The organism is Pantoea sp. S-LA4 (assembly GCF_054482835.1).
This window is the reverse complement of record NZ_JBTLRC010000002.1, coordinates 3,586,920-3,610,893: the sequence shown is the minus strand read 5'-3', so window position 1 is coordinate 3,610,893 and position 23,974 is coordinate 3,586,920. Positions and strand designations below refer to the sequence as shown.

The window sequence follows — 23,974 nt, the reverse complement described above, 5'->3', positions numbered from 1 at the left end:
TGATGGATTTTCAACAGACGCAGCGTGATCTGCTGCTACAACGCTGGCGCAGCGAGCGTCAGCTCGGTCTGCCGCGCAGCACGCCGGGCGAACACAACCGGATCAGCGATGTGCCAGGCGTGCGCGTCGGTCATTTCACGCTGGATCAGGGCGAGCAACAGAGCGGGGTCACCGCCATCATGCCGCCGGGCGAGAATCTGTTTAGCCAGCCGTTACCCTGCGGTGCCGCGGTATTCAACGGTTTTGCCAAGCCGGTCGGGCTGGTGCAGCTGGAGGAGTTAGGCGTGCTGCAAACGCCGATTCTGCTCAGCAACACGCTGGCGGTCGGTACGCTGTTCACTGCGCTGGTGCGAGAAGCTATCGGGCGCAATCCTGAACTGGGCCGCAGTTTACCCACCGTCAATCCGCTGGCGCTGGAGTGTAACGACGGCTGGCTCAACGACATTCAGGCGCTGGCGATCACGGAAGCGATGGCGCAGCAGGCGATGGCGAGTGCCAGCGTGGCGTTTGCCCGTGGCAGCGTCGGTGCCGGTCGTGGCATGAGCTGTTTCAGCCTCAAAGGCGGAATCGGCACGGCTTCACGCCGCATTGAACCGCTTAACGCCACGCTCGGCGTGCTGGTGCTGGCTAACTTTGGCGCGCTGACGGCGCTGACGCTGGACGGCGTTCGCCTCGGCGAGATGATTGCGCCGCTGCTGCCCGAACTGGCGCCTCAGCGGGATGCCGGCTCAATCATTATCATCATGGCAACGGATGCGGCGCTGGATGCGCGTCAGCTGAAACGGGTGGCGCGTCGGGCCGGGGCTGGTTTAGGCCGTCTCGGCAGCTACTGGGGGCACGGCTCGGGCGATATTGCTGTCGCCTTCTCAACCCAGCCATCACCCCAGCCGCCTGACGATGCGCGGCTGGAGCCGCTGCTGGCGGCGGCGGCGGATGCCACCGAACAGGCAGTGCTGGATGCCTTACTGAGCGCCACCGCGGTGACCGGCTTTCGCGGTCATCATCGTCCGGCGCTGTCTGAGGTGCTGGATCAGCTGGTTTCACACGGAGAACCGAAGCGATGAGAGTTTTTATTTCTGCCGATATTGAGGGAATTGCCGGCGTGATGCGCCCGGAGCAGTGCGCGCCAGGCCACGCCGAGCATCAGCTGGCACGTAGCCTGATGGAGCAGGAGGTGAATGCCGCTATCGACGGTGCCTTTGCCGCTGGCGCGACAGAGGTAGTGGTAGCGGACAGCCACGCGCAGATGACGAATCTGCGGGCAGAGCAGATCGACAGCCGCGCCCGGCTGGTACAAGGTAAACCGCGTGGCCTGTCGATGGTGGAAGGTCTGCAACAGCAGCGCTTTGACGGCATGATGTTTATTGGTTTTCACAGCGCGGCCGGGGAATCTGGCGTGCTGGCACACACCATCAACGGGCGGGCATTCTGGCGTATCGAGGTCAACGATCGGGTGATGGGCGAGAGCGATCTCTATGCCGCCGTTGGCGCAGAGTTCGGGACGCCGTTGTGGCTGGTGAGCGGCGATGATTGTCTGCAACGCTGGATCGGCGAGCACTATCCTGTGGTTGACTATGTGGCGGTAAAACGGGCGATTTCGCACACCAGCGCCGAATCACTCAGCCCGCAGGCGGCGCAGCAGGCAATCCGTACGGCGGCTGAACAGGCGGTGCGTCGCGCCCACCGCCAGCCGGTCTCGTTACTGAGCGCGCCTTATCAGCTGCGGCTGCAGGCCAGTAAACCGGTGCTGGCCGATCTCTTCAGCCTGATCCCCGGCGTGACGCGACTCGACGCGGTCACGGTAGGGTACCAGGCGGACGCGATGGCCACGCTGATTTCCCTGCTCAGTGCTTTTTCCTACCTTGCCAGCACGCAGAATTAAGCTGCGGAGATCCGATGAGCAGAACTCTGTACGATTTTCCGCGCGACATTTGTTACCCTGCGCGCCTCTTTGCTCAGTAAATTCTGAAAAAAACGCCATTACAACGAGGCAGCAATGCAGCTTTGCAGTTTTTCTCTTCCAGACCAGGATAAAAAAAGTTTCGGTATCGTGCTGGAGCACGGCGTGATCGATCTGGGGATGCGGTTCGGTGCCACCTGCCCCGATCTCAAAACCTTTCTGACCCGTTCATCGCTGGCCGATCTTGCGGCGTTCCGCACCATGCCGGTCGATTATCCGTTCAGCGCGATCCGTTTTCTGCCGGTGATTGAGAATCCGGGCAAGGTGTTTTGCGTCGGGATGAACTACGCCGATAAACGGAAGGAGTTCGCCGAAACCCTGGATGCGCCAACGCTGTTTGTGCGCTTCGCCGACTCGCTCACCGGACACGATCGGCCGCTGCAAAAACCGGTTACCACGCAGGAGTTCGACTTTGAAGGCGAGCTGGCGGTGATCATCGGCAAGGCGGCACATCAGGTCAGCGCCGCCGATGCGCTGGCGGTGGTGGCGGGTTACAGCTGCTTTATGGATGCAACCGTGCGCGACATGCAGTTTACCTGGTTTACGGCCGGCAAAAACTGGCCGCAGACCGGCGGATTCGGCCCCTGGATGACCACCGCAGATGCGATCCCCGATCCGCAGCAGCTGGCGATCAAAACCTGGCTAAACGGGCGGGAAGTGCAGAACGATACCACCGGCAGCATGGTGCATCCGGTGGCAAAAATTATTGAATATATCTCGGCCTTCAGCCCGCTGTCGCCGGGCGATGTGATCATCACCGGTTCGCCGGGCGGCGTCGGTAAGAAACGTACGCCGCCGCTGTTTATGTTCTCCGGCGACGTGGTCGAAGTAGAAATTGAGCAGATCGGCCGCCTGCGTAATACCATCGCCTGACGGCGACAGCGGCCGCCGGTTTACACCGGTGAGCGCTGAAACGTCACCACCCGGCTCCGGCTTAGCTGGAGCCGGATGCGGTCACCGTCTCGCTGAATCACAAAGCGTTTCTGCCACGGCCCCTCTTTGCCGCTGGCGAGTACCCGATCCTCTCCCAGCGACTGCAGCGTGGCCGTCTGGGCTGCCGGGCCAATGCCCATTGTCAGACGATCGCCGGTCACCTGCAGTTCTGCCTGCTGGGCTGGCGCATACCAGCGGCCCTGCAGCGCGGTGATGTCAGCCTCATCCGGCTGCACCGGCAGAAAGTGACGGGCGACGTGGCCCACCTCACCGACAATCGCCGCGCCCTGCTGGCGCAACCGCAGCGGAAAGGTGCTGGAGAGTGAAACCGCCTCGCCGTGCAGCGCGTCGCGTCGCAGGGTATCGCTCGCGCCGAGCCAGGTTGCGGTGCCGCCAGCAATCTCCAGCCAGTCCGCGTGCGGGGCCGCCGCTACATAGAGACCCGGCAGCAGATCGTGCCCCTTTGGCGGTAAATCACGATCGAGCAGAGCGGCCATCACCTGCAGGGCACTTTCTGAGGTCACCGCATCTTCGCGATTGGCCACCAGCGCCACCCCGAGCCGCCGCTCAGGGTGCAGCAGAAAATAGCTTTTATAGCCGGCGTGGGAACCGCCGTGACCAAACAGCGTCTGGCTGCCGATCCGGCTGCTGGTCAGCCCCAGGCCATAGCCGCTGATGCGCCCATCACTCAGCGGGCGGGGCGCGCTGAGACGTTGCAGCACGCCTGCGCCTGGTCCGCTGTCGGCCAGCAGGGATTGCAGCCAGCGCGTCAGATGACGCAGGCTGCCCGCTACGCTGCCGGAAGCGGAAAGATGCAGCCCGGCACTGGCCAGCAGCCAGCGCTGACCATCATGCCAGTAGCCCGGTACCAGCCCCGGCACCACGTCAAACCAGCTGTCGGCGGCGGTCAGCTCAATGCCGAGCGGATCGCAGATATATTGCTGCAACAGCGCATCAAAACTGACGCCTCTGGCATTCAGCGCCGCCTCCACCAGCCGGTAACCGGTATTGGTGTAAGAGATCTCACTGCCGGGCGGATAGTTCAGCGCGCCCTCGCTGGCAATGTAGCGCAGCAGCGCGTCAGGCTGGGTCGCGTTATAGAGTGACAAGCCCAGCAGCGACAGACTCTCACGGGTATCGGGCAGGCCGCTGCTCATATCCAGCGCCTGACCGACGGTAACCTGACCGTTGGCGCCCTGTAACTGTGGCAGGTGATCGACCAGCTTATCCTCAAGCGACAGATAATGGCGGCCCGGTCCGGTCACCAGCGCACAGAACAGATGCTTGGTGACCGAGGCGATGCGCACCACGCTATCCAGAGTGAAGGGGGTTTGCTGGGCCAGATCGGCCAGTCCGGCGCAGTGCGCGCTCTGTATCTGCTGAGCATCAAACAGCACGATGGCACCGCCAGGCGCGCCGGGCTGCTGCCAGCTTTGGCTAATCTGTTGGGCAACATCTGCTGCGCGTTGCCAGTGGGCTGTCATGCCGGCTCCTCAAGCGTCATGCTGAGATCAAAAAGCTGGGCAGTGTGCGGATGCTGAATACGCCGGGCGCGCAGGTCATCGGCGCTTAACTGCTCGACCATTTTGCCGTGCTGCATCACGCCAATGCGCTGACACAGATGCGCCACCACCGCCAGATTGTGTGTCACCATAATGTAGGTCAGTTTGCGTTCAGTTCGCAAGTCACTGAGCAAATTAAGAATTTCCGCCTGCACCGACACATCCAGCGCGGAGGTCGGCTCATCCAGCAGCAGCACTTCCGGCTCGGCAATCAGCGCCCGGGCGATGGCGACGCGCTGGCGCTGTCCGCCTGACAGCTGATGCGGATAACGAAAACGCAGCGCGGCGGGCAATCCCACCTCATTCAGCGCCTGACTGATACGCTGCTCAGCGCGATCGATACGGTGCACCAGCAGCGGCTCATGCAGGATGCGGTCAATGGTCTGACGCGGATGCAGCGATCCGTAAGGGTCCTGAAACACCATCTGCACCTGACGATAAAAGTTCCGGCCACGGCGCGCATCCAGCGCCAGTCCGCCGAAGGTCATGCGGCCGCGCCAGGCGTGATTCAGTCCGGCCAGCGCGCGCAGAATGGTTGATTTCCCCGAGCCGCTTTCGCCCACCAGCCCGAAACTTTCACCGTTAGCCACCTGAAAAGTGACGCCTTTCACGACATCCTGCCCGGCAAAGGCGATGCGTAAATCAGCGATCTCTATCATTACGTCTCCTCACCGCGCCAGGCGGCATCACGCTGTAAAACCGGTAAACGCGCACGCGGATGGCGCAGGGAAGGCAGGCAGGCCAGCAGGCCCTGGGTGTAGGGATGGCGCGCCTGGTGCAGCTCGCCGGCATTCAGCAGTTCGACAATCCGGCCGGCATACATCACCGCCACCCGGTCGCAGAAATGCGATACCAGCGGCAGGTCGTGACTGATCAGAATCAGCCCCATACCGCGGGCGGAGACCAGTTCATCAATCAGTTTGAGGATCTCCGCCTGCACCGTGGCATCGAGCGCGCTGGTGGGTTCATCGGCAATCAGTAACTCGGGATCGGGTGCCAGCATCATCGCAATCATCACCCGCTGGCCCATGCCGCCGGAGACTTCATGCGGATAGCGTTTTGCGACGGCCGCCGCATCATGAATCTTCACCTGTTCAAGCAGGCCGATGGCCGCCAGCATGGCGGCTTTACGGCTGCCGCCCTTGTGTTCCCGCCAGGCTTCAGCGATCTGCTGACCAATGGTCATCACCGGATTAAGGGAATATTTGGGGTCCTGCAGAATAAATCCGACGCGCTTACCGCGAAGGGTGCGCATCACGCTTTCACTGGCGCCGCGCAGGTCAATGCCGTCAAAGCGCAGCACATCCGCGCTCACCTCAGCCTGGCCCGGTAACAGCTGCATCAGGCTGCGTGCCGTGAGTGATTTACCCGAACCGCTTTCGCCGACGATGGCAAACTTCTCTTTGCCGACGCAGAAGCTGACGCCGCGCACCGCCTCCACGGTTTCGCTGCGGCTACGAAAGGCTACGCGCAGATTTTCAATTTCGACCAGCATTTACCGCTCCTTCGGGTCAAGGACGTCGCGCAGACCGTCACCAAGAAAATTAAACGCCAGTGAGGTCAGAAAGATAGCGAGGCAGGGCATCAGCGGCACCCACCATTCACTGAACAGAAAGCGGCGCGCGGTGGCGATCATCGTGCCCCATTCCGGCGAAGGCGGCTGGGCGCCCATGCCGAGAAAGCCCAGGCTGGCTGCGGTGATGATAATGGAGCTCATATCCAGCGTGACGCGCACAATCAGGCTGGGCACGCACAGCGGCATAATGTGACGCAGAATAATCCGCAGCGGCGACGCGCCGGTGATCCGGCTGGCGGCGATGAAATCGCTGTGGCGAAACTGCAACGTTTCGGCGCGGGCCAGCCGGGCATAGGGCGGCCAGGCGGTCAGGGCGATCGCCAGAATGGCGCTTTCGACGCCTGGCTTCAGCGCCGCGACAAACGCCAGCGCCAGAATCAGACGCGGAAACGCCAGAAAGATGTCGGTGACGCGCATCAGCGCTTTGTCGATCACGCCGCCGCAGTAACCGGCAATGCAGCCAATCAGCAGACCCAGCGGGGCGGTCAGCAGCACCACCGCAATCACCATTCCCAGCGTGGTGCGTCCGCCATAAATAATGCGGGTCCAGACATCACGCCCCAGTTCATCGGTACCCAGCCAGTGCAGTGCTGACGGGGCAGCCAGACGGTTTTCCAGATGCTGCGTACCCGGTTCAAAGCCGCTCAGCAACGGCGCGAACAGCGCCAGCATCAGCATCAGCAGGATCACCACCAGGCCAGCGACGGCCAGCGGATTGCTGCGCAGGGTAAGCCACAGGCGATAGCGGCGGCCCCAGACCGCCTGACGACGGTTAGCGGGGCTATCAGCCAGCAGCCAGCTACGGGAGAAAAAAGTCATTTTACGCGAGGGTCCCAAAGTCGATAGAGCAGGTCAGCCAGTTGATTCAGCAGCACGTAGACCGCGCCGACCAGCAGCGTGGCGCCGACCACCGGATTCATGTCGGCATTCATCAGTGAGGTGGTGAGATACTGGCCCAGGCCTGGCCATGAGAAGACATTTTCAGTGACAACCGCACCTTCCAGCAGCCCGGCGTAGGTCAGCGCCAGCACCGTCACCAGCTGCACCGCCACCGTGGGAAAGGCGTGCCGCCAGATCACGCGTCGGGAAGATAATCCCTTGGCGCGAGCGGTAATGACAAATTCACCGCTCAGCGCATTGAGCATGAAGGTGCGGGTCATCCGGGTGATGTACGCCATGCTGAAGTAAGCGAGGATCAGCACCGGCTGGGCCATGTGCGCCAGCGCATCCCAAAAGGCGTCATACTCGCCCGCCAGCAGAGAGTCGACAGTGAGAAAGCCGGTGACCTGCGGTACCATATCCTGCCAGATAATGTCCTGCCGTCCCGGTCCCGGCGCGATGCCCAGCACCGCATAAAACAGCAGCAGGCTCAGCAGCGCGAGCACGAACACCGGTAAGGAGTGACCGGCAAGGCAGATCACGCGGATAGTCTGATCAATCCAGCTGTGCTGGCGGACGGCGGCCCAGACCCCGAGGGGAATACCGATCAGCGCCGCAATAATAATGGCGGCGGTAGCCAGCTCCATGGTGGCCGGAAAAAAGCGCGCAATGTCGCTAAGCACCGGATTGGAGGTGAGTATCGAGCGCCCTAAATCGCCGTGCAGCAGCTGATTGAGGTAGTGACCAAACTGAACGTAGAGCGGCTGATCCAGCCCCATTTCCGTCCGGACCCGTTCCACCACCGCCTGCGGCGCATTATCACCGACCGCGGCCAGCACCGGATCGGTGGGCATCACCCGGCCAATAAAAAAGGTCAGCACTGACAGACCAAACAGCGTCAGTATCAGGCTGCCCAGCGCACTGACGCTCTGTTTTAATACCGGCATCAGGCTTTTTTCACCTGCTGATAAGGCCACTGCTCCAGCACGCTAAGATGCACATCCGAGACGTTTTGCGTGCAGGCCACGGTCTGAACCTGCTGCATCATAAAAATAAACGGACTTTTTTCCCGGCCGAGCTGCTGGATCTGCTGATAGAGCGCAATCCGCTTCGCGGCATCGCTTTCATGCAGCGCCTGTTGCGTCAGCTGGTTAAACTGATCGTCAGACCAGCCGCAGCGCCAGGCCAGCGTGCGGTTACGCGCAGTGGTGCTGTTGTCGGTGTTGACGCAGAACGCTTCGGTATTGGAGTTGGGATCGAAGTAGTCCGCGCCCCATGAGGTCATCGCCAGCTGATGCTGACGGGCGCGCATTTTGGTCAGCACCTGCCGATTTTCAGAGGCGATCAGCGACACCTTAATGCCAATCGCGGCCAGCTGGGTCTGCACCGCCTGGGCAATATCCGGGTAAGGCTGCATCGAGTAGTGATCGAGCGTGATCTCAAAGCCCTGCGGATAACCCGCTTCCGCCAGCAACGCTTTGGCTTTGCTGACATCCTGATGAAACGGCGTGTCGTCGAGCGCGGCAGGGAATCCCTGCGGCAAAAAGCTCTGATGCACTGAGTAAGTCAGCGCCAGAATATTCTTCTGGATACTCTCATAGTCCAGCGCCCACTTGATCGCCTGCCAGACCTGCGGTTTCGCCAGTTCGGGATGCGTGGTGTTGCAGGAGATCAGCATAATCGCCGACAGCGGCTGCCTGACCAGCGCCACGCTGGCATCCTGGGTCAGCGGTTTAAGCTGTTCGGTGGTGAGATCGTAAGCCACATCGACATCGCCTTTTTTCAGCATCAGCGCCTGCGCCGCCGGGTCGGCAATATGTTTCAGGATCACCCGCTTAATGGTGCTCTGGCTGGCATCGTGGGGATTGCGTTCGAGGATGACGCTTTCGCTGGCTTTCCAGCCGCGCAGGGTAAAAGCCCCTGAACCGGCGCTGTGCTGTTTCAGCCAGCCGTTACCGAGGTCGTCTTGCTGCTGATTCGCCAGACAGGCTTTTTTCGACACAATGCTGCCGACGGTGGCAGAGAGGCAATAGAGCAGAAAAGTCTCTGAGGCTGGCGTCTCCAGCGTCATCTCCAGCGTATGCGCATCTTTGGCAATCACCCGCTGATCGACATTCTCTTTGGTAAAACCGAACTGATTGATAATAAACGCCGGACTCTTATCCAGTTTAACGATGCGTTGCAGCGAAAACGCCGCATCTTCAGCGGTCAGGGCTGAGCCATCGGCAAAGGTCGCGGCCGGGTCAAGGAAGAAGGTGAAGACGCGGCTGTCGCTGCTGACCTGCCAGCTTTTCGCCAGCTGGCCGATCACTTTATCAGCCTGTTTCGGGTCAGCCATCACCAGCCGTTGATAGAGGTTGCCGCAGATCTGCCCGCCGGTCGCTTCGAAACTCTCATGCGGGTCGAGGCTGGTGATATTGTCCAGCTGCATCGCCATCACCAGCATACCCGCGGGCGCGGCGGCGAAAGCAGCATTCTGGCTCAGCCAGCACACTACGGGAACGGCACTGCATCCTGCAAGAAAACGTCTTCTGGTGACCATGCTATCTCCAAGTTATTGATTATAAATGTAAATTATGAAATTCCCGCTGCGTTATTGTCTTGACATCCCGCCGCGAGCAGAGGATTAATAGAGGACTCTCGCGGTTTCAGCGGCGCTGAAATTGCCTCTTTATGGTGCGGTCGCCCTGCCGGCTGGCAGCACTTGCGTCATCTCTGTCATTAACGGAATGGATGAATATGTCTGAGACACACTCTGCTGCAATCCCGGTATTTGATGGTCATAACGACGTGTTAAGCCGCTTATGGCAGCACCATCAGGCGGACCCGATCGGCGCCTTTTTTCAGGGAACCGCCAGCGGCCAGCTCGATTTTCCGCGTATCCGCCGCGGAAAAATGGCGGGCGGCATCTTTGCCGTCTGGGTGCCTTCCCATCCGGTTGTTGCAAGAAGTGAGCCAGATGCGATTCATTTTCCTCAGGAAATGATTCAGGCTGCCCGTGACGCCACCTTTTCGATGCTGGCCTTACTGTTACGCATTGAAGCCGCGTCTGGCGGTCAGGTGAAAATCTGCCGGTCGGCCGCCGAAATTCGTCACTGCATGGCGCACAACGTGCTGGCGGTGGTGATGCACATTGAAGGCGCGGAAGCGCTGGACACCCAGGGAGAGCTGCTGGATATCCTCTACGCCAGCGGTCTGCGCTCGCTGGGCCCGCTGTGGAGCCGGAACAATCAGTTCGGCTATGGCGTTCCGTTCCGCTTTCCCTCTTCACCGGACCTTGGTGACGGTCTGACGGCCGCCGGTGAACAGCTGGTGCGTGACTGCAATCGCCGCCGCATCCTGGTCGATCTGTCGCACATGGATGAGAAAGGCTTCTGGCAGGCCGCCGCCCTCAGCGATGCGCCGCTGGTGGCCAGCCACTCCAACGCCCATGCGCTCAGCGCACAGTCGCGTAACCTCACCGATCGTCAGCTGGCAGCGATTGCGGAGAGCGGCGGCTTTGTCGGCGTGAACTTTGCCGTCCCTTTTCTGCGTGAAGATGGCGATCGTGATGCGCCAACCGGCGTTGACCAGATAGTGCGGCATGTGGAATACCTGCTGGAGAAAGTGGGCGAGGATGGCGTGGGGTTTGGCTCCGATCTTGATGGGGCCACCATGCCGGGCGATTTACAGGATGTGGCCGGTTTTCCGCATCTGGTCAGCGCGCTGGCACAGCGAGGCTATTCAGAGGCGCTGCTGAATAAAATCTGTTACGGCAACTGGTTACGCGTCCTCGACGCCACCTGGGGCGGCTGACAATGCGGCTGCGCCACATTGAAGTGTTCCAGGCAATTGTCCAGACCGGCACCATCAGTGGCGCGGCGCGGCTGCTTAACGTCTCGCAGCCCAATGTCAGCCGGGTGCTGAATCACGCCGAGCAGCAACTCGGGTTTGCGCTGTTTGAGCGGCGCGCGCAGGGAATGGTGATGACCGAAGAGGGCCGTCGCCTGCTGCCGGAAGTCGATGAGCTGTACCAGCGGCTGCAGGCGATCACCCAACTGGCGGAACAGCTGCGGCGCGGTGAAGGACAACGGGTGAGAGTTGGCGCAGCCCACGCCTTTGGTCAGAGCGTGCTGGCACCGGCGCTGGTGGCGTTTCGTCAGCAGGCCGCTTTCGTCAACGTCGAACTGGTCACCGAACACTTCAGCACGCTGTGTGGCGCGCTGCTTGATAACCAGCTCGATTTCGCGCTGGTGTTTGGTCAGCAGGTCGATGCCGATCTGCTGGCTGAGCCGCTGTTTCAGTCCTCGATGGTGGCGCTGCTGCCGCGCAACACCACACAGCGCGGGCCGGTCACGCTGGAGTGGCTGTGCCACAATAATCTGCTGATGATGCAGCAGCAGGACCCGCTGGGCCGGGTGCTGCACCGGGCGCTGCGCGATCGCCAGCTGCATTCGGCCCACTCGCTGTCGATCAAAACCTACTCCGTGATTGCCGATATGGTGCTGGCGGGCGGTGGCGTGGGCGTGGTCGATCTCTTCACCGCCTGCCGCTATGCCGATCAGCTGACGCTGCTGCCGGTGGCCCAGCCGCTGCCGTTTGAGGTGATGCTGATCAGCCGCCGTGACCAGCCACAATCGCAATCCACGCTGCATCTCAAGCAGGTGATCCGCACCCAGCTGTGGGCGATTGCCCGTCAGTGCGAAGCGCAATTTGTCACGCCGTTAACCGGATAACCCGCCTGCTGCCTGATCCCGTCCTACACTGAGTTATCCCCCCGAAACAGGAGCAGCGGATGATCCAGAAACATCGACGAAAACAGGCGGCTATCGTGGCAGGCGTTGGGTTAGGTGTGGCGGCCACACTGTGGGGCATGAAACGCTGGCAGCAGCTGAAACAGACGCCGCCGGTCTCGCCGCGCAGCCATCACGCCGGGCTGGCCGGTTATTATCAGCAGATTGGCGACTGGCGGATGTTTACCCGCGTGACGCCAAATGAAACTCAGGGGCTGCCGGTGGTGCTGATTCACGGCCTGGTGCTGTCCGGCCGGGCAATGGAGCCGCTGGCGCTGGCATTAAGCCGCGATTATCACGTACTGGTGCCGGACCTGCCGGGTTTCGGTGCCAGTGCGCTGCCCGCCTCAGCACCGGTGATGTCGGTGGATCAACTGGCGGACGCGCTGTGGCTGTGGCTGCAGCACAACGGTTTCCAGCGCGCCATCTGGGTGGGCAACTCGTTTGGCTGTCAGATTCTGGCTGCGCTGGCGGTGAAATATCCGCAGGCGGTAGCGGGGCTGGTGCTACAGGGCCCGACGGTCGATCGCCACGCCCGTAGCCTGCCACGTCAGCTGTGGCGCGACTGGCGCAATGGCCGACTGGAGGCCCGTCGTCCGCCGGGTCCGCTGGCGCGCATCGATTACGCCAAAGCGGGTCTGCGGCGCGCCTTTGGCACCCTGCGCGCCATGATGCGTGACCATATTGAGCATCGTCTGACCTACATCAGCGCGCCAACTCTGCTGCTGCGCGGCTCGCGCGACCCGGTCTGTCCGGCGCGCTGGCTGGATGAACTCGCCGCCCTGATGCCGCACAGCGAAACCCTTACGCTGCGTGACGGTACGCACACCCTGCACTACGTCTATCCGTGGAGTTTCTGTCACGCCATTCGCCCGTTCCTGGCGCGTATCCAGCAGGAGGATCAGCATGAGTAAACCACCGAAAGGGATTGCCCGCTTCGACTCGTCCGCCGCGATGCTGCTGGCGCTGGCTAACGCGCTGCACGATCGGCCTTTCGCCAGCCCCAGCCAGTCACCGACGCTGGATCGCCTGCTGCCGTCGCTTAACCGGCTACCCACCGGGCTGCGCGAATGGGGTTATGCGCTGGGCGGCATGGCAGAAGGCATCACGCTGCGTCAGGCCGGCGAGCTGGATGTGGAAGGGATCGCCGAATGGATGGTCAGTGAATACCCGCAGCAGGATTATCCGGCGGCCTTTATCGGTTCATCGAACGGGGCGCTGATTCACCTGGCGGCGGCGATGGGCGCGCCCTGGCTGCCCCAGACCTTCCTCTGCCCGGTGCGGGCCGCCAATAACGATCCCGATGATGCGCAGACCAGCTTCGAGCAGGGCAAGGAGATTGCCGCCGCGCTGCTGGCCGCCTGGCCGCGGCTGGCGGTGCACCACATGCAGGACCCGAATCAGGATCGGCTGATGCTCGATCAGATGCGCTACTTCCGGCTGAAACTGCGCGAACTGCCGCTGGCGTTCAACGAGTTTCTGATGGGCAGCCTGCCGGCCGGGTCAACGCTGTTTATTAATCACTGCACCCGACAATGGCCGGTAACACGCACCAGCGATCGCTCGTTTTTCCAGTTTGGTGCGCTCGGCGGCGCGACCGAAAAAGAGTACTTACAGGGTGGCCCGCGGGTGGCGGAATATCTGGCGCGCTACGGCATCGATCGCGAGCGCTGGACGCCGCCCGCCATCACTGACCACGTACCGGAAGCGGAATGGGGATTAGATGGTTATCTGATTTCGCCGCTGAAAAAACTGGCGGAGGCTCAGGGCCTGAAGCTGATGGAGATTCGTTACGAAGATCCGGAGGCGATGAGCTATGTGGTGGCGGAGATCTACCGCGACTGGTATCTGGCCGCCGGTATTTTACCGACCCGCCTGACGGTGGACAGCTTCCTGCTGATGGACCCCTGGTGCAGTATGCAGCAGCACGCGATTCCGTTCTGGCTGGTGTTCTGCACCGAGCCCTCCGCCGCGGCGCTGCAGCGTTTCCTCGAAAAACAGCCGCCGTTCCGCAACATCGACATGATGCTGTTTTCCCACGGCACCGACAGCATCGGGCTGGCAGAGATCACGCGCTGGCAGTCGCTGCTGGCCTATGCGCGGGAGGAGGGAGCGTTGATTGGGGTGGATGAGGAGCGCTTCCCGCGCGATTTCGCCACTTTCGCCCGCTTTGACTCGGCATTACGGCAACGGGCGCCGCTGTTACCGCCGCCGCCGCCGCTGAGTGTGGAGAAGGTGATTTCCGGTATCCAGCGCTATGGCGCGAAACATGGCGTGACCCTGACGGCGCTGACCTGATGTCTGCGCCGTCAGGCGGGATTACTCGCCGTCGGTGATCGGTTTGCGCACCAGCAGCAGGTAAGCCAGTGCGCCAACCAGCGTCACGCAGGCACAAATCATCAGCGCCATGCTGAACGATTTGGTGGTGTCGAGCACCCAGCCGGTGATGACCGGTGCAAAGGAGGCGAAGATAAAGCTGGCGAAGTTCTGGATACTGCCGACCGATGCGGTCATGCGGGCCGTCACATTGGCGTGAATCAGGCCCCAGCATGAGGTCCCGGCGAAGTGAATGCAGAACAGCGCCATGCCAATCAGCGTCACGGCACTGGTGGTATCGGTGGCGCGGGTCACCACGGCGGTAAAGCCGGCCGAGAGCAGCATCCCGCTGACGATGCAGACCTTGCGGGTTTTCACCGCGTTAAAGCCCCGGCGGACCAGCGAATCGACCACATAGCCGTTCAGCAACATCCCCGCGGCACCAAACAGGAACGGAATCGCCGCCAGCAGGCCGGTGCTTTTCAGATCCAGATGATAGGTCGACTGCAGATAACCCGGCAGCCAGGCGATATAGAGCCATGCGGTATAGTTGATGCCGCTGAAGCCAATCATCATGCCCCACATGGTGCGCTGCTTAAACAGACCGCGCCACTCTTTGAAGCTGATCGGCTCTTTACGCGACGCCACACTGCCCGCCTGCAGATAGTGGATCTCTTCTGCGCTCAGGGTGTTGTTATCGCGATCGCGGTAAACCATATACCAGCCGATAGCGAGGAACATCCCGAGGATACCGATGGTGACGAACATGCCGCGCCAGCCCATCACCAGCATCATCGCCGCCAGAATCGGCGGTGCCACCGACAGGCCGATCATTGAGGCGGCATTAAACATCCCCATCGGCATACCGCGATCTTTGATATTGAACCAGTCGTTAATCACTTTGACGCCGCACGGGTTCATCGGCGCTTCACCAATGCCCAGGCCGATACGCACCAGGATGAACTGGGTGAAGTTATGCACCAGCCCGGACGCCGCCTGAAACAGCGACCAGATAAACATGCCGATGCCCAGCATAATGCGCGGCCCTTTACGATCCAGCAGCGCGCCGCACGGCAACTGCGCCAGGCCGTAGGCCAGCGAGAAGGCCGAGAGCAGGAAGCCGATCTCGGTGGCGCTCAGCCCCATCTCCTCACGAATGGTCATGTTGGCGACCGACAGCGAGCTGCGGTCAAGGTAGTTGATAATGGCGGCGAACAGCAGCAACAGCATCGCTGTTACCTGAATTTTGCGGATGCGCGGTGAGCGAACGATATCGCCGCGCATCGGAACGTAATCCTGGCCTGGCGCCGCACTGCCGGACACGTTGTCGTGGCCGGTCACTGATGTCTTTTCCATTGCACTCTCCCGAAGCTGGGTACTTATCGTTATGGTGAAGAGGGGGGTCGCGCGGCGGCAAATGGCCGCCATGACGTTGCTGTCGAGACTAAGAGCAAAGGGTGAAGGATGTTGCAAAGATGTTTCTGAATCGTGCGGGAGCTAATGCTTTGTGGTTTTTAATCGGTTTTTAATTGTACTGCCCGATCGAGCGCACCATTGAGGTTTTGGCGGTCGCCAGATGGTTATGTAATGCACAGAGCGCGTCAATATCCTGACGGCCGATCAGCGCGGTCAGAATCGCCATATGCTCCTCCAGCGCCACGATATTGCGCTGTTTCAGATCGCTCTCATCCCACTGATAATGCGAATGAAATATCACTGAGATAATCTCCAGCGACTGATTAAAAAAAGGATTGTTGGCGGCCGATAAAATCAGCGAATGCATCTGCCGATCCAGCGCGGCAAAGTGGCGGTAGTTGCTGGCGATGGTGTCGCGCATCGATCGGTGGCGATCCAGCTGATCCCGCGCCTGTACCCAGCGCTCATCGCTGGCGGGCAGATTCAGAAAGCGGCTCAGCGCATGGGTTTCCAGCATCTCCCGCAGTTCAAACAGCTTCTCTGCGTAATCCTGGGTGAATTTCTTCATCCGCCACTGACCCCGTTTGACCGGCTCCAGCAGATCGTAGCGCATAAAGCGCAGCAGAAATTCCCGTACCACCACCGGGCTGACTTTCACCTGCTGGGCCAGTTGCAGTTCGCTGAAGGTATCGCCCGGCACCAGCTGGCGCTGATTAATCATATTAAAAAAGACCTGCTCGAAGTGGCTGGCCTGCTGCTCAATCGGCGGCGTTAACGCGCTGAACCCATCTTCTTCCTGCGGATCGCGGACGATCAGGTAAGTCTGATCCACTTTTTCCAGCACGCCACGCTGATGCAGATAGTGCAGGGTATGACGCACCGTGGTACGGCTGATATTGAACATCTCGGCCAGCGCCGCCTGGGGAGGCAACGGCGAAAGAATGTGGCGCTGGGCGATGCTTTCCAGCATCTGATTGATCACGTTATGACGTAAATTCTGACTGCGGCTCATGTCGCCCTCCGGTTTTTAATGCATTAAAAACCATTCAAAGCCCAAAAAAATCGTCGTGCTTCACACTTCCCGCAAGCCAACGCCGCGCGGCGGTCAGGATTCGCCATAACTGCGTGCAGGACAAACCGGAGAATCACCATGACAACAATGAAAGCACTGGTCATCGCCGAGCCACGCAAGATGGTATGGGCCACGCGCGAGCAACCGACGCCCGCCGCCGGTGAAGCACTGATTAAAATTCTTACTGCCGGTATCTGCGGCACCGATATTCACGCCTGGTCCGGTAATCAGCCGTTCTTCAGCTATCCGCGGGTGCTGGGCCATGAACTCTGTGCCGAAGTGGTGGCGCTGGGCAGCGGTGCCAGCGGCTTTGAACCGGGTCAGCGGGTGGCGCTGATGCCTTATATCTCCTGCCTGCGCTGCGATGCCTGTCAGAGTGGCAAGACCAACTGCTGCGAGCAGATCTCGGTGATTGGCGTGCATCAGGATGGCGGTTTCTGCGACTACCTGAGCGTGCCGGTCAGCACGCTGCTGGCGGTCAATCAGGTGGCACCGGAAGCGGCCGCGCTGATTGAACCCTTTGCCATCAGCGCTCATGCGGTAAGACGCGCGGCGATCGTGGCTGGCGAGCAGGTGTTAGTGGTCGGGGCGGGGCCGATTGGCCTGGGCGTGGCGGCGATTGCCGCCGCCAGCGGCGCTGAGGTGGTGGTCGCCGATACCAGCGCCTTCCGTCGTCAGCACGTCGCTGATCAGCTTGGCCTGGCGGCGCTGAATCCGGCGGAAGAGGACTTTTACACTGCGCTACGCGAGCAGTTTGGCGGGCGTCTGGCGCTCAAAGTGATCGACGCCACCGGCAGTCCGGCGGCGATGAACAATGCGGTGAATCTGATGCGCCACGGCGGCACCATCGTCTATGTCGGGCTGCATAAAGGCGATCTGGTGATCCCGGACAGTGAGTTCCATAAAAAAGAGACCACCCTGATGGGCAGCCGCAACGCCACCCGTGAAGATTTTGATCGGGTAGTGGCGCTGATGGCCAGCGGCGCGCTGCGCGCAGAGATGATGCTCAATCATCACCTCGATTTTTCATCTCTGGCAGAAACGTTTGAGCCGCAGGTGATCAACAACCGCGAGCTGATCAAAGGCGTGATTCATTTCGATCGCTGAGGTCACTCAGGGTGCGGTCAGGGCCTGAAAGAAGTGTGACCGCACCGCGTCAGCATCCACCGCCAGCGCAATACGTTGTGCTGGCAGCCCCTCTAACGGATCATGACGCGAGGCCAGCGCGCTGAGTTTGCGCACCGTCTGGCCGCAGGCAATGCCCTCGGTGATCACCCGCAGCGGGCTTTCCGTTAAGGTGAACGCCTCAGGCAGGCTGAGCCAGGCCAGCGCCAGGGTGTCGTGCAGCGCCATGCCGTTAAAGCCCTCTTTCGCCAGGCTGTAAGCCAGATAGGGACGGCAGATAGCGCTCAGAACCGGCTGGTTGAGCCGCTCAACCTCATCGCCGGTGATCAGCACCTGATGAGTGACATCCAGCGGAATCACCACCACTTTCAGCGCCGACGTCAGCACCTGATCTGCGGCGTGCGGATCTTTCCAGATGTTAAATTCGCTGAACGGCGTCACGTTGCCGCTATGACCGCCGGTGCCGAATGCGCCACCCATAATCACCAGTTCCTTAATCAGCGGAACGATCTCCGGTGCCTGATTAATCGCGCTGGCAATGTTGGTCAGCGGGCCAATCGCCACCAGGGTGATCTGCTGCGGATGGGCGCGTACGCTGTCGATAATGAACTGCACCGCACCCGGTGCCGCGTCGCTGAACGGGTTGTCAAACGCATCCCCCAGTCCATCTTCGCCGTGCAGCGTGGCGGGCGCACTCGGACGCTGCGCCAGCGGCCGGGAACAGCCACGATACACCTCTGCCTTAATCGCCATTTTCTCGCAGAACAGCCGGGCATTTTTCACCGCCTGGCCCACCGCCACGTTACCGAACACGGTGGTGATGCCCAGCAGATGCTGGGTGCGCGCCGCATAGGCCAGCGCAAACGCGTCGTCAACGCCAATGTCAGTATCAATAATCAGGGTACGCATAGCCTCTCCAGGTCTCCGCCTTAATCCTCAGCATTACCCTGACCGCCGCGCCGTCGTCAAGGTTTTCAGCGCCAGCGGCGGCGGTGGCCGCTCAGTTGCCAGCCGGATAGCCACATCGTATTATCCTTCGCTCAAGGTGATGGCGTGCCACCTTTCCCAACCGCCGGCGGGCTTAACCCCGGCTGATGACGCCTGACACTCTGTTTATCCTTTCGCGGGAGCTGCGGTGTCAGGCGCGGTTTATCTCTGCCTCCTCCCTCAGCCCGGCGTGACATCTGCAATCAGGAGCAAGACATGTTGAAACCGTTGTTCGCCGTCATGATTGGCGGCTCTGCTGGCTGTGTGCTGCGGTGGCTATTCGCGGTGCGTTTCAATGCTTTATTTCCCAATCTGCCGCCCGGTACGCTGCTGGTCAATCTGATCGGCGGGCTGGTGATCGGTGGCGCACTGGCGTGGTTTGTCCGTCATCCGGAGGTCGACCCGGCGTGGAAGCTGCTGATCGTCACCGGACTGTGCGGCGGGCTGACCACCTTCTCCTCGTTTACGGCGGAATTAATGGGGTTGCTACAATCAGGTAAGTATCTCTGGGCGATGGCCAGCGCGCTGGTGCATGTGATTGGCTCACTGCTGATGGCGTTTGCCGGTTTCGCGCTGGTCACGCTGCTGGGCTGAGGCGCGGTAATCGCGACTTGCCATAACGCTTTAGAGGTAGATACTGTTTCAGCTGCGATGCTCTGGCAGGCCGCAAGGCGTGCGGCGTTGCAGCTGATGATTTTCACCGATTATTCCGGACGATTAAGGAGCAGAGAGATGAGTCGTAATCCAACATTCCTTAACCTGGTGTTGTTAAACGGTGAGCCCGGGCAGAAGTTGCAGGCGGCGCGTGACGCCGGTTTCGACCAGGTTGAAATCTGGCGCGAAGATGTTGATGCCTGTGACGGCGGTGCGGTGGCGCTGGCCCGGATGGCCGCGCAGCAGGGGCCTGGCTTTACCAACCTGCAGGTTCTGCGTGATTTTAGCGGCGCGCCCAGCGCGCTGCGCGGACAGAAGCGCGACGAGCTGCGTCAGTTTATTCAGATCGCTCAGGCGCTGGGGTGCGACACCCTTCAGGCACCCGCCACTACCCGCGAAGATTGCTGCGCCGATCAGATCGACGATGACCTGCGCTGGATGGCGTCGGAAGCGGCACGTTACAACATGCGCATCATGTATGAGCCGATGGCGTGGTGCAGCGTCGATAACACCCTGCCGCTGGCATGGCAGCGCTTGCAGCGTCTCGATCAGCCCAACATCGGACTGGTGGTCGATCTGTTTCACATCTGCGCGCTGGGCGGCGATGCGTCCCAGCTCGATGGCATTCCTGCCGAGCGGATTTACGAGGTGCAGCTGTGTGATATGGCGGCCGTTCCGCCGCAGGATAAGCAGAGCCTGATCGACATCGCGCGTCATCAGCGCCTGCTGCCCGGCGACGGCATTATCGATATCGGACGCTTTGTGGATAAGCTGAAAAGTGCCGGTTATCAGGGCCCGGTTGGCATTGAAGTGTTCAATGATACGCTGAAACGCCTGCCGCCTGAGGTCGCTGCACAGCAGGCGTGGCAGGCCCTGAATCGCTACTGGCCGTAGCCGTTAATCCTGCAGACACTGCGCAATAAACGCGGCGGCGTGCATCGCGCCCTGCGCTGAAATGGTGTGGCCGGTGGCGGGTTCAAACCGCGTCTCAACCGGCACCGCTGCCTGTTTCAGCCGGGCAGCGGCCGATTCGCTCTCCTGCCACGGGATCACCTCATCGGCCTGGCCGTGGATCAGCATCGCTGGCAGATAGGGCTGTGGCGTCAGCGCGCCGTCAAACGCCAGACGACCGGAAAAGGCTACCACGCCCGCCAGCGGATAACGGCCCGAGGCCAGCGCATCCAGCGCCATAATCGATCCCTGGGAAAAGCCGACCAGCACCACCTCCTGCCAGCGTCCGGCGAAGCCGTGCAGGGTCATGATGTCGCTGAGCGTGGCGTCAAACGCCGCCCGCGCCGCCTGCACCCGTGCCGGACGGTTCTCAGGCGTGACGCCGTTCAGGCTGAACCACTGATAGCCAAAACCGGCATCAAACCTGTCGGGCGCATCAGGTGACGCAAAGGCCACATCCGGCAATAAAGTTGCCCAGTGATCGCCGATTGGGGCCAGATCGTCGCCGTTGCTGCCGACGCCATGCAGAAATATCACCAGTGCTTTTGCCATTATTGTTCCTCTGAAAAAGCCGTTATCACCCGTATTCACTCCGTTACCCCGATCGGTACCTTTGCGTTCAGCTGCAGCGCACACTGTTAAGCCTTTCATCGCTACCGGAGAGCGACAGCATGCTTTTCCGATAGCGATTGAGCAAGAGATAATCGCGCATCCGATGCGACCTTCACATTGCGTGCCTTTACCCTTTCGCTGGCGCAGAAAACCTGCTTGACTGAACGTTCGCCCGTTGCTGTCTGGAGTTTTTCATGTCGCTGTTTCACCTGACTTCGCTGGCGGAGATCCCCGCCGCCGAGTGGGATGCGCTGTTGCCTGACGATCAGCCTTTTTTACGCCACGCCTTTCTGCTTACCCTGGAACAGAGCGGCAGCGTACGGCCCGAGTCGGGCTGGCAGCCGGATCATCTGGTCTGGCGCGAAGGCGGCGTGACCCGCGCCGCGCTGCCGGGCTACCGCAAACGCAATTCCTGGGGCGAGTATGTGTTCGATCACGCCTGGGCAGACGCCAGCCAGCGCGCCGGCATCCGCTATTACCCCAAATGGCTGGGCGCGATCCCCTTCAGCCCGGTCAGCGGAGCGCGCCTGCTGGGTGACAGCGCGGCCGCGGCGCAGTTGCTGGCGGCGTTACCGGAGCGATTGCTGCAGCAGGGATTAAGCGGGGCGCACATTAACTTTACCGATGCGCAGGCCAACCAGCTGCTGGCTGACCAGCCCGACTGGCTGGCGCGACTCGGTTGCCAGTACCACTGGCACAACCGCGGCTACCGCGATTTTCAGGATTTCCTCGATACGCTGATGTCGCGCAAGCGCAAACAGCTGCGTAAAGAGCGCGAGCAGGTGATGCAAAGCGGTTTCGTGTTCGAGCGCTATCGCGGTGACCAGCTCAGCGAAGATCAGTGGGATTTTGTTTATACCTGTTACGCCAATACCTATGCGGTGCGCGGTCAGCAACCCTACCTGACGCGGGATTTCTTCAGCCTGCTGGCGGAACGGATGCCGGACAGCATCATGGTGGTCATTGCACGGCTACAGCAGCAACCGGCGGCGATGGCGTTCTACCTGCGGGATGAGAAAGCGTTATATGGTCGCTACTGGGGCTGTCTGGCGGAGTTCGATCGGCTGCACTTCGAAACCTGCTTTTATCAGGGGATGGATTTCGCGATTGAGCTGGGGCTGACGCGCTTCGATGCTGGCGCGCAGGGCGAGCATAAGCTGGTGCGCGGTTTCGAGCCGCAGATTACCCACTCGTGGCACTATCTGCTGCATCCCGGCTTACGCAGCGCAGTCGCTGATTTCCTGCAGCAGGAGCGGGAAGGCGTGCGCGGCTGGGCCGAAGAAGCACGCGACGCCTTGCCTTACCGACGCGGCGATTAATCGACGCCGACAAAACCGCCGGTCTGATGCTGCCACAGGCGCGCATACAAGCCGTTGCGCGCCAGCAGCTCCGCGTGGCTGCCGGTCTCGACAATCCCGCCTTTATCCAGCACCACCAGCCGGTCCATCTTCGCGATGGTCGACAGGCGGTGCGCGATAGCGATAACGGTTTTGCCCTGCATCAGTGACTCCAGGCTCTCCTGAATTGCCGCTTCCACTTCGGAGTCCAGCGCCGACGTCGCCTCATCCATGATCAGGATCGGCGCATCCTTCAGCAGCACGCGGGCAATCGCCACCCGCTGACGCTGACCGCCCGACAGCTTCACGCCGCGTTCCCCGACGTGGGCATCAAGCCCGGTGCGGCCCTGCGGATCGGAGAGCAGCGGAATGAACTCGTCCGCGCGGGCGCGGCGAATCGCCATCTGTAACTCCGCTTCACTGGCGTCGGGACGCCCGTAGAGCAGGTTTTCACGTATCGAACGGTGCAGCAGCGAGGTGTCCTGAGTGATCATGCCGATCTGACTGCGCAGACTCTCCTGAGTCACCGTGGCGATATCCTGATCGTCAATCACAATCCGGCCACCGTTCAGGTCATACAGCCGCAGCAGCAGATTGACCAGCGTCGATTTACCGGCACCGGACGGGCCAATCAGGCCAATCTTCTCGCCGGGTTTAATGTCGAGGTTGAGCTGGTTAATCACCTGACGGCCGCCGCCGTAGTCAAAACGCACATCTTCATAGCGGATCTGACCGCGCGTCACCTTCAGCTGTTTCGCCCCCGGCGCATCCTGCACGCTGAGCGGCTGAGAAATGGTGTTCAGGCCATCCTGCACCATGCCGATGTTTTCGAAAATGCCGTTCACCACCCACATGATCCAGCCCGACATATTCACCAGACGGATCACCAGGCCCGTCGCCAGCGCAATCGCCCCGACGCTAATCAGCGACTGGCTCCAGAGCCACAGCGCCAGTCCGGAGGTTGAGACAATCAGCATCCCGTTCAGCGCCGACAGCGTCAGATCCATGCTGGTGACCATGCGGCTGGCGTGCTGGGTTTTGTCGGTCTGCTCCTGAATCGCTTCGCGCGCGTACCGCCGCTCCAGATCGCTGTGGGCGAACAGTTTGATGGTGGTGATATTGGTGTAGCCATCGACGATGGTGCCCATCAGCTTAGAGCGCGCTTCCGATGAGACCACCGAGCGCGCCTTGACGCGTGGCACAAAGAAACGCAGCGAGGCGCTGTAGGCAAGAATCCACAGCACCAGCGGGATCATCAGCCGCCAGTCCGCTTCGGCGAACAGCACCAGCGAGGTGACTGAGTAGATCAGCACATGCCAGATGGCGTCGACCAACTGCACCGAAGAATCGCGCAGCGAACTGCCGGTCTGCATAATCCGCTGCGCGATACGGCCGGCGAAATCGTTCTGAAAGAAGTTCAGGCTCTGACGCAGCACGTAGTTGTGATGCTGCCAGCGGATCATGCTGGTCATGCTCGGGCTGATGCTCTGATGCACCAGCATATCGTGCAGGGCGATAAAAATCGGCCGCAGGATCAGCGCCACCGCGCCCATCCACAGCAGCAGCGGCCAGTTATCGCTGAACAGGGTGGCGGGCGTTGAGTGATTCACCAGGTCGATAATGCGGCTCAGGTAGCTGAACAGCGCCACTTCGATCAGTGCGGACGCCAGCCCGACCAGCAGCAGCGCGGCAAAACTCGGCCAGACCTGGCGCAGGTAGTAAGCATAAAAGGACCAGACCGTAGTGGGTGGCGAATCGCTGGGAGCATCATGAAAAATATTGATAAAGCGTTCAAAACGGCGATACAACATAGCAGTACTCT

The 23,974-nt window shown here is 61.0% G+C and carries 22 protein-coding genes and 1 riboswitch; of the genes, 11 read left to right on the top strand and 11 right to left on the bottom strand.

The features are described 5' to 3' along the window. Positions 1 to 2: 2 nt before the first annotated feature. The 3 genes from ACX3P5_RS17835 to ACX3P5_RS17825 all read left to right on the top strand — a co-directional run bounded on the left by ACX3P5_RS17835 (position 3) and on the right by ACX3P5_RS17825 (position 2,833). Complete coding sequence (locus ACX3P5_RS17835) at positions 3 to 1,064, top strand: DmpA family aminopeptidase (RefSeq protein WP_458969197.1); 1,062 nt, start codon at positions 3 to 5, stop codon at positions 1,062 to 1,064. Further along, on the top strand, positions 1,061 to 1,882 hold the full coding sequence (locus tag ACX3P5_RS17830) for a M55 family metallopeptidase (RefSeq protein WP_458969065.1): 822 nt from the start codon (positions 1,061 to 1,063) through the stop codon (positions 1,880 to 1,882). Before ACX3P5_RS17835 ends, ACX3P5_RS17830 begins: the two co-directional genes overlap by 4 nt. Before the next feature lie 114 nt (positions 1,883 to 1,996). Continuing rightward, positions 1,997 to 2,833 carry a fumarylacetoacetate hydrolase family protein gene (locus ACX3P5_RS17825; protein WP_336756848.1) on the top strand — a complete coding sequence of 279 codons (837 nt, stop codon included), beginning with the start codon at positions 1,997 to 1,999 and terminating at the stop codon, positions 2,831 to 2,833. A gap of 20 nt (positions 2,834 to 2,853) precedes the next feature. Here the strand turns inward: ACX3P5_RS17825 and ACX3P5_RS17820 are convergent, their stop codons facing one another. Genes ACX3P5_RS17820 through ACX3P5_RS17795 form a run of 6 tightly spaced genes read right to left on the bottom strand, consistent with a single transcriptional unit; the run spans position 2,854 to position 9,452 of the window. Continuing rightward, positions 2,854 to 4,377, bottom strand: a complete 1,524-nt coding sequence (locus ACX3P5_RS17820) for a serine hydrolase domain-containing protein (RefSeq protein WP_233986481.1) — start codon at positions 4,375 to 4,377, stop codon at positions 2,854 to 2,856. After that, positions 4,374 to 5,114 carry an ABC transporter ATP-binding protein gene (locus ACX3P5_RS17815; protein WP_233986489.1) on the bottom strand — a complete coding sequence of 247 codons (741 nt, stop codon included), beginning with the start codon at positions 5,112 to 5,114 and terminating at the stop codon, positions 4,374 to 4,376. The genes ACX3P5_RS17820 and ACX3P5_RS17815 overlap by 4 nt, the downstream gene beginning before the upstream one ends. Then, positions 5,114 to 5,950: an ABC transporter ATP-binding protein gene (locus tag ACX3P5_RS17810; RefSeq protein WP_458969064.1), complete on the bottom strand. Its 837-nt coding sequence runs from the start codon at positions 5,948 to 5,950 to the stop codon at positions 5,114 to 5,116. Before ACX3P5_RS17810 ends, ACX3P5_RS17815 begins: the two co-directional genes overlap by 1 nt. Beyond that, positions 5,951 to 6,850, bottom strand: a complete 900-nt coding sequence (locus tag ACX3P5_RS17805; protein WP_458969063.1) for an ABC transporter permease — start codon at positions 6,848 to 6,850, stop codon at positions 5,951 to 5,953. It abuts the gene before it with no gap. Beyond that, positions 6,847 to 7,857 carry an ABC transporter permease gene (locus ACX3P5_RS17800; protein WP_458969062.1) on the bottom strand — a complete coding sequence of 337 codons (1,011 nt, stop codon included), beginning with the start codon at positions 7,855 to 7,857 and terminating at the stop codon, positions 6,847 to 6,849. The genes ACX3P5_RS17805 and ACX3P5_RS17800 overlap by 4 nt, the downstream gene beginning before the upstream one ends. Further along, the gene (locus ACX3P5_RS17795) at positions 7,857 to 9,452 is read right to left on the bottom strand and encodes an ABC transporter substrate-binding protein (RefSeq protein ID WP_458969061.1); all 1,596 of its coding nucleotides are present in this window, start codon (positions 9,450 to 9,452) and stop codon (positions 7,857 to 7,859) included. The genes ACX3P5_RS17800 and ACX3P5_RS17795 overlap by 1 nt, the downstream gene beginning before the upstream one ends. 191 nt (positions 9,453 to 9,643) lie before the next feature. Between ACX3P5_RS17795 and ACX3P5_RS17790 the strand changes: the two genes are divergently transcribed. From ACX3P5_RS17790 to ACX3P5_RS17775, 4 genes are read left to right on the top strand one after another with little or no spacing between them, the layout of a single operon-like run. After that, entirely contained in the window at positions 9,644 to 10,705 is a 1,062-nt protein-coding gene (locus tag ACX3P5_RS17790; RefSeq protein WP_409520472.1) for a dipeptidase, read from the top strand. A gap of 2 nt (positions 10,706 to 10,707) precedes the next feature. After that, on the top strand, positions 10,708 to 11,625 hold the full coding sequence (locus ACX3P5_RS17785) for a LysR family transcriptional regulator (protein WP_233986539.1): 918 nt from the start codon (positions 10,708 to 10,710) through the stop codon (positions 11,623 to 11,625). Positions 11,626 to 11,684: 59 nt separating this feature from the next. Beyond that, positions 11,685 to 12,596 carry an alpha/beta fold hydrolase gene (locus ACX3P5_RS17780; RefSeq protein ID WP_233986543.1) on the top strand — a complete coding sequence of 304 codons (912 nt, stop codon included), beginning with the start codon at positions 11,685 to 11,687 and terminating at the stop codon, positions 12,594 to 12,596. After that, positions 12,589 to 13,980: a hypothetical protein gene (locus ACX3P5_RS17775; RefSeq protein ID WP_458969060.1), complete on the top strand. Its 1,392-nt coding sequence runs from the start codon at positions 12,589 to 12,591 to the stop codon at positions 13,978 to 13,980. The genes ACX3P5_RS17780 and ACX3P5_RS17775 overlap by 8 nt, the downstream gene beginning before the upstream one ends. Before the next feature lie 21 nt (positions 13,981 to 14,001). On the opposite strand, the gene ACX3P5_RS17770 is transcribed toward ACX3P5_RS17775, so the two are convergent. After that, positions 14,002 to 15,354, bottom strand: coding sequence for an MFS transporter (locus tag ACX3P5_RS17770; protein ID WP_233986553.1), 1,353 nt, complete (start codon positions 15,352 to 15,354; stop codon positions 14,002 to 14,004). A gap of 169 nt (positions 15,355 to 15,523) precedes the next feature. Next, positions 15,524 to 16,426: a GntR family transcriptional regulator gene (locus tag ACX3P5_RS17765; RefSeq protein WP_458969059.1), complete on the bottom strand. Its 903-nt coding sequence runs from the start codon at positions 16,424 to 16,426 to the stop codon at positions 15,524 to 15,526. Between the two features lie 138 nt (positions 16,427 to 16,564). On the opposite strand from ACX3P5_RS17765, the gene ACX3P5_RS17760 reads away from it, so the two are divergent. Further along, a complete protein-coding gene (locus ACX3P5_RS17760) occupies positions 16,565 to 17,593 on the top strand; it encodes a zinc-binding alcohol dehydrogenase family protein (protein ID WP_233986568.1) in 1,029 nt (342 codons plus the stop codon). Between the two features lie 6 nt (positions 17,594 to 17,599). Here the strand turns inward: ACX3P5_RS17760 and ACX3P5_RS17755 are convergent, their stop codons facing one another. Continuing rightward, positions 17,600 to 18,520, bottom strand: a complete 921-nt coding sequence (locus ACX3P5_RS17755; protein ID WP_458969058.1) for a nucleoside hydrolase — start codon at positions 18,518 to 18,520, stop codon at positions 17,600 to 17,602. A 126-nt stretch (positions 18,521 to 18,646) separates the two neighbouring features. Continuing rightward, positions 18,647 to 18,722, top strand: a riboswitch (Fluoride riboswitch). Positions 18,723 to 18,814: 92 nt separating this feature from the next. Between ACX3P5_RS17755 and crcB the strand changes: the two genes are divergently transcribed. Both crcB and ACX3P5_RS17745 read left to right on the top strand, forming a co-directional pair. Further along, entirely contained in the window at positions 18,815 to 19,192 is a 378-nt protein-coding gene (gene crcB, locus ACX3P5_RS17750) for a fluoride efflux transporter CrcB (RefSeq protein ID WP_233986593.1), read from the top strand. Positions 19,193 to 19,330: 138 nt separating this feature from the next. Continuing rightward, positions 19,331 to 20,146, top strand: coding sequence for a sugar phosphate isomerase/epimerase family protein (locus tag ACX3P5_RS17745; protein WP_458969057.1), 816 nt, complete (start codon positions 19,331 to 19,333; stop codon positions 20,144 to 20,146). Positions 20,147 to 20,149: 3 nt separating this feature from the next. Here ACX3P5_RS17745 and ACX3P5_RS17740 read toward each other — a convergent pair whose 3' ends face one another. Beyond that, positions 20,150 to 20,755, bottom strand: a complete 606-nt coding sequence (locus ACX3P5_RS17740; protein WP_458969056.1) for an alpha/beta hydrolase — start codon at positions 20,753 to 20,755, stop codon at positions 20,150 to 20,152. Positions 20,756 to 21,009: 254 nt separating this feature from the next. Between ACX3P5_RS17740 and ACX3P5_RS17735 the strand changes: the two genes are divergently transcribed. After that, on the top strand, positions 21,010 to 22,134 hold the full coding sequence (locus ACX3P5_RS17735; protein WP_458969055.1) for a GNAT family N-acetyltransferase: 1,125 nt from the start codon (positions 21,010 to 21,012) through the stop codon (positions 22,132 to 22,134). Here ACX3P5_RS17735 and ACX3P5_RS17730 read toward each other — a convergent pair. Beyond that, complete coding sequence (locus ACX3P5_RS17730) at positions 22,131 to 23,963, bottom strand: ABC transporter ATP-binding protein (RefSeq protein WP_336756834.1); 1,833 nt, start codon at positions 23,961 to 23,963, stop codon at positions 22,131 to 22,133. The genes ACX3P5_RS17735 and ACX3P5_RS17730 overlap by 4 nt on opposite strands. Between the last annotated feature and the right edge of the window lie 11 nt (positions 23,964 to 23,974).

Excerpts from the sequence above, each read along its gene's own strand:
- ACX3P5_RS17835 (WP_458969197.1), top strand. The coding sequence starts at position 3 with ATGGATTTTCAACAGACGCAGCGTGATCTGCTGCTACAACGCTGGCGC.
- ACX3P5_RS17830 (WP_458969065.1), top strand. The coding sequence starts at position 1,061 with ATGAGAGTTTTTATTTCTGCCGATATTGAGGGAATTGCCGGCGTGATG.
- ACX3P5_RS17825 (WP_336756848.1), top strand. The coding sequence starts at position 1,997 with ATGCAGCTTTGCAGTTTTTCTCTTCCAGACCAGGATAAAAAAAGTTTC.
- ACX3P5_RS17820 (WP_233986481.1), bottom strand. The coding sequence starts at position 4,377 with ATGACAGCCCACTGGCAACGCGCAGCAGATGTTGCCCAACAGATTAGC.
- ACX3P5_RS17815 (WP_233986489.1), bottom strand. The coding sequence starts at position 5,114 with ATGATAGAGATCGCTGATTTACGCATCGCCTTTGCCGGGCAGGATGTC.
- ACX3P5_RS17810 (WP_458969064.1), bottom strand. The coding sequence starts at position 5,950 with ATGCTGGTCGAAATTGAAAATCTGCGCGTAGCCTTTCGTAGCCGCAGC.
- ACX3P5_RS17805 (WP_458969063.1), bottom strand. The coding sequence starts at position 6,850 with ATGACTTTTTTCTCCCGTAGCTGGCTGCTGGCTGATAGCCCCGCTAAC.
- ACX3P5_RS17800 (WP_458969062.1), bottom strand. The coding sequence starts at position 7,857 with ATGCCGGTATTAAAACAGAGCGTCAGTGCGCTGGGCAGCCTGATACTG.
- ACX3P5_RS17795 (WP_458969061.1), bottom strand. The coding sequence starts at position 9,452 with ATGGTCACCAGAAGACGTTTTCTTGCAGGATGCAGTGCCGTTCCCGTA.
- ACX3P5_RS17790 (WP_409520472.1), top strand. The coding sequence starts at position 9,644 with ATGAATATGTCTGAGACACACTCTGCTGCAATCCCGGTATTTGATGGT.
- ACX3P5_RS17785 (WP_233986539.1), top strand. The coding sequence starts at position 10,708 with ATGCGGCTGCGCCACATTGAAGTGTTCCAGGCAATTGTCCAGACCGGC.
- ACX3P5_RS17780 (WP_233986543.1), top strand. The coding sequence starts at position 11,685 with ATGATCCAGAAACATCGACGAAAACAGGCGGCTATCGTGGCAGGCGTT.
- ACX3P5_RS17775 (WP_458969060.1), top strand. The coding sequence starts at position 12,589 with ATGAGTAAACCACCGAAAGGGATTGCCCGCTTCGACTCGTCCGCCGCG.
- ACX3P5_RS17770 (WP_233986553.1), bottom strand. The coding sequence starts at position 15,354 with ATGGAAAAGACATCAGTGACCGGCCACGACAACGTGTCCGGCAGTGCG.
- ACX3P5_RS17765 (WP_458969059.1), bottom strand. The coding sequence starts at position 16,426 with ATGAGCCGCAGTCAGAATTTACGTCATAACGTGATCAATCAGATGCTG.
- ACX3P5_RS17760 (WP_233986568.1), top strand. The coding sequence starts at position 16,565 with ATGACAACAATGAAAGCACTGGTCATCGCCGAGCCACGCAAGATGGTA.
- ACX3P5_RS17755 (WP_458969058.1), bottom strand. The coding sequence starts at position 18,520 with ATGCGTACCCTGATTATTGATACTGACATTGGCGTTGACGACGCGTTT.
- crcB (WP_233986593.1), top strand. The coding sequence starts at position 18,815 with ATGTTGAAACCGTTGTTCGCCGTCATGATTGGCGGCTCTGCTGGCTGT.
- ACX3P5_RS17745 (WP_458969057.1), top strand. The coding sequence starts at position 19,331 with ATGAGTCGTAATCCAACATTCCTTAACCTGGTGTTGTTAAACGGTGAG.
- ACX3P5_RS17740 (WP_458969056.1), bottom strand. The coding sequence starts at position 20,755 with ATGGCAAAAGCACTGGTGATATTTCTGCATGGCGTCGGCAGCAACGGC.
- ACX3P5_RS17735 (WP_458969055.1), top strand. The coding sequence starts at position 21,010 with ATGTCGCTGTTTCACCTGACTTCGCTGGCGGAGATCCCCGCCGCCGAG.
- ACX3P5_RS17730 (WP_336756834.1), bottom strand. The coding sequence starts at position 23,963 with ATGTTGTATCGCCGTTTTGAACGCTTTATCAATATTTTTCATGATGCT.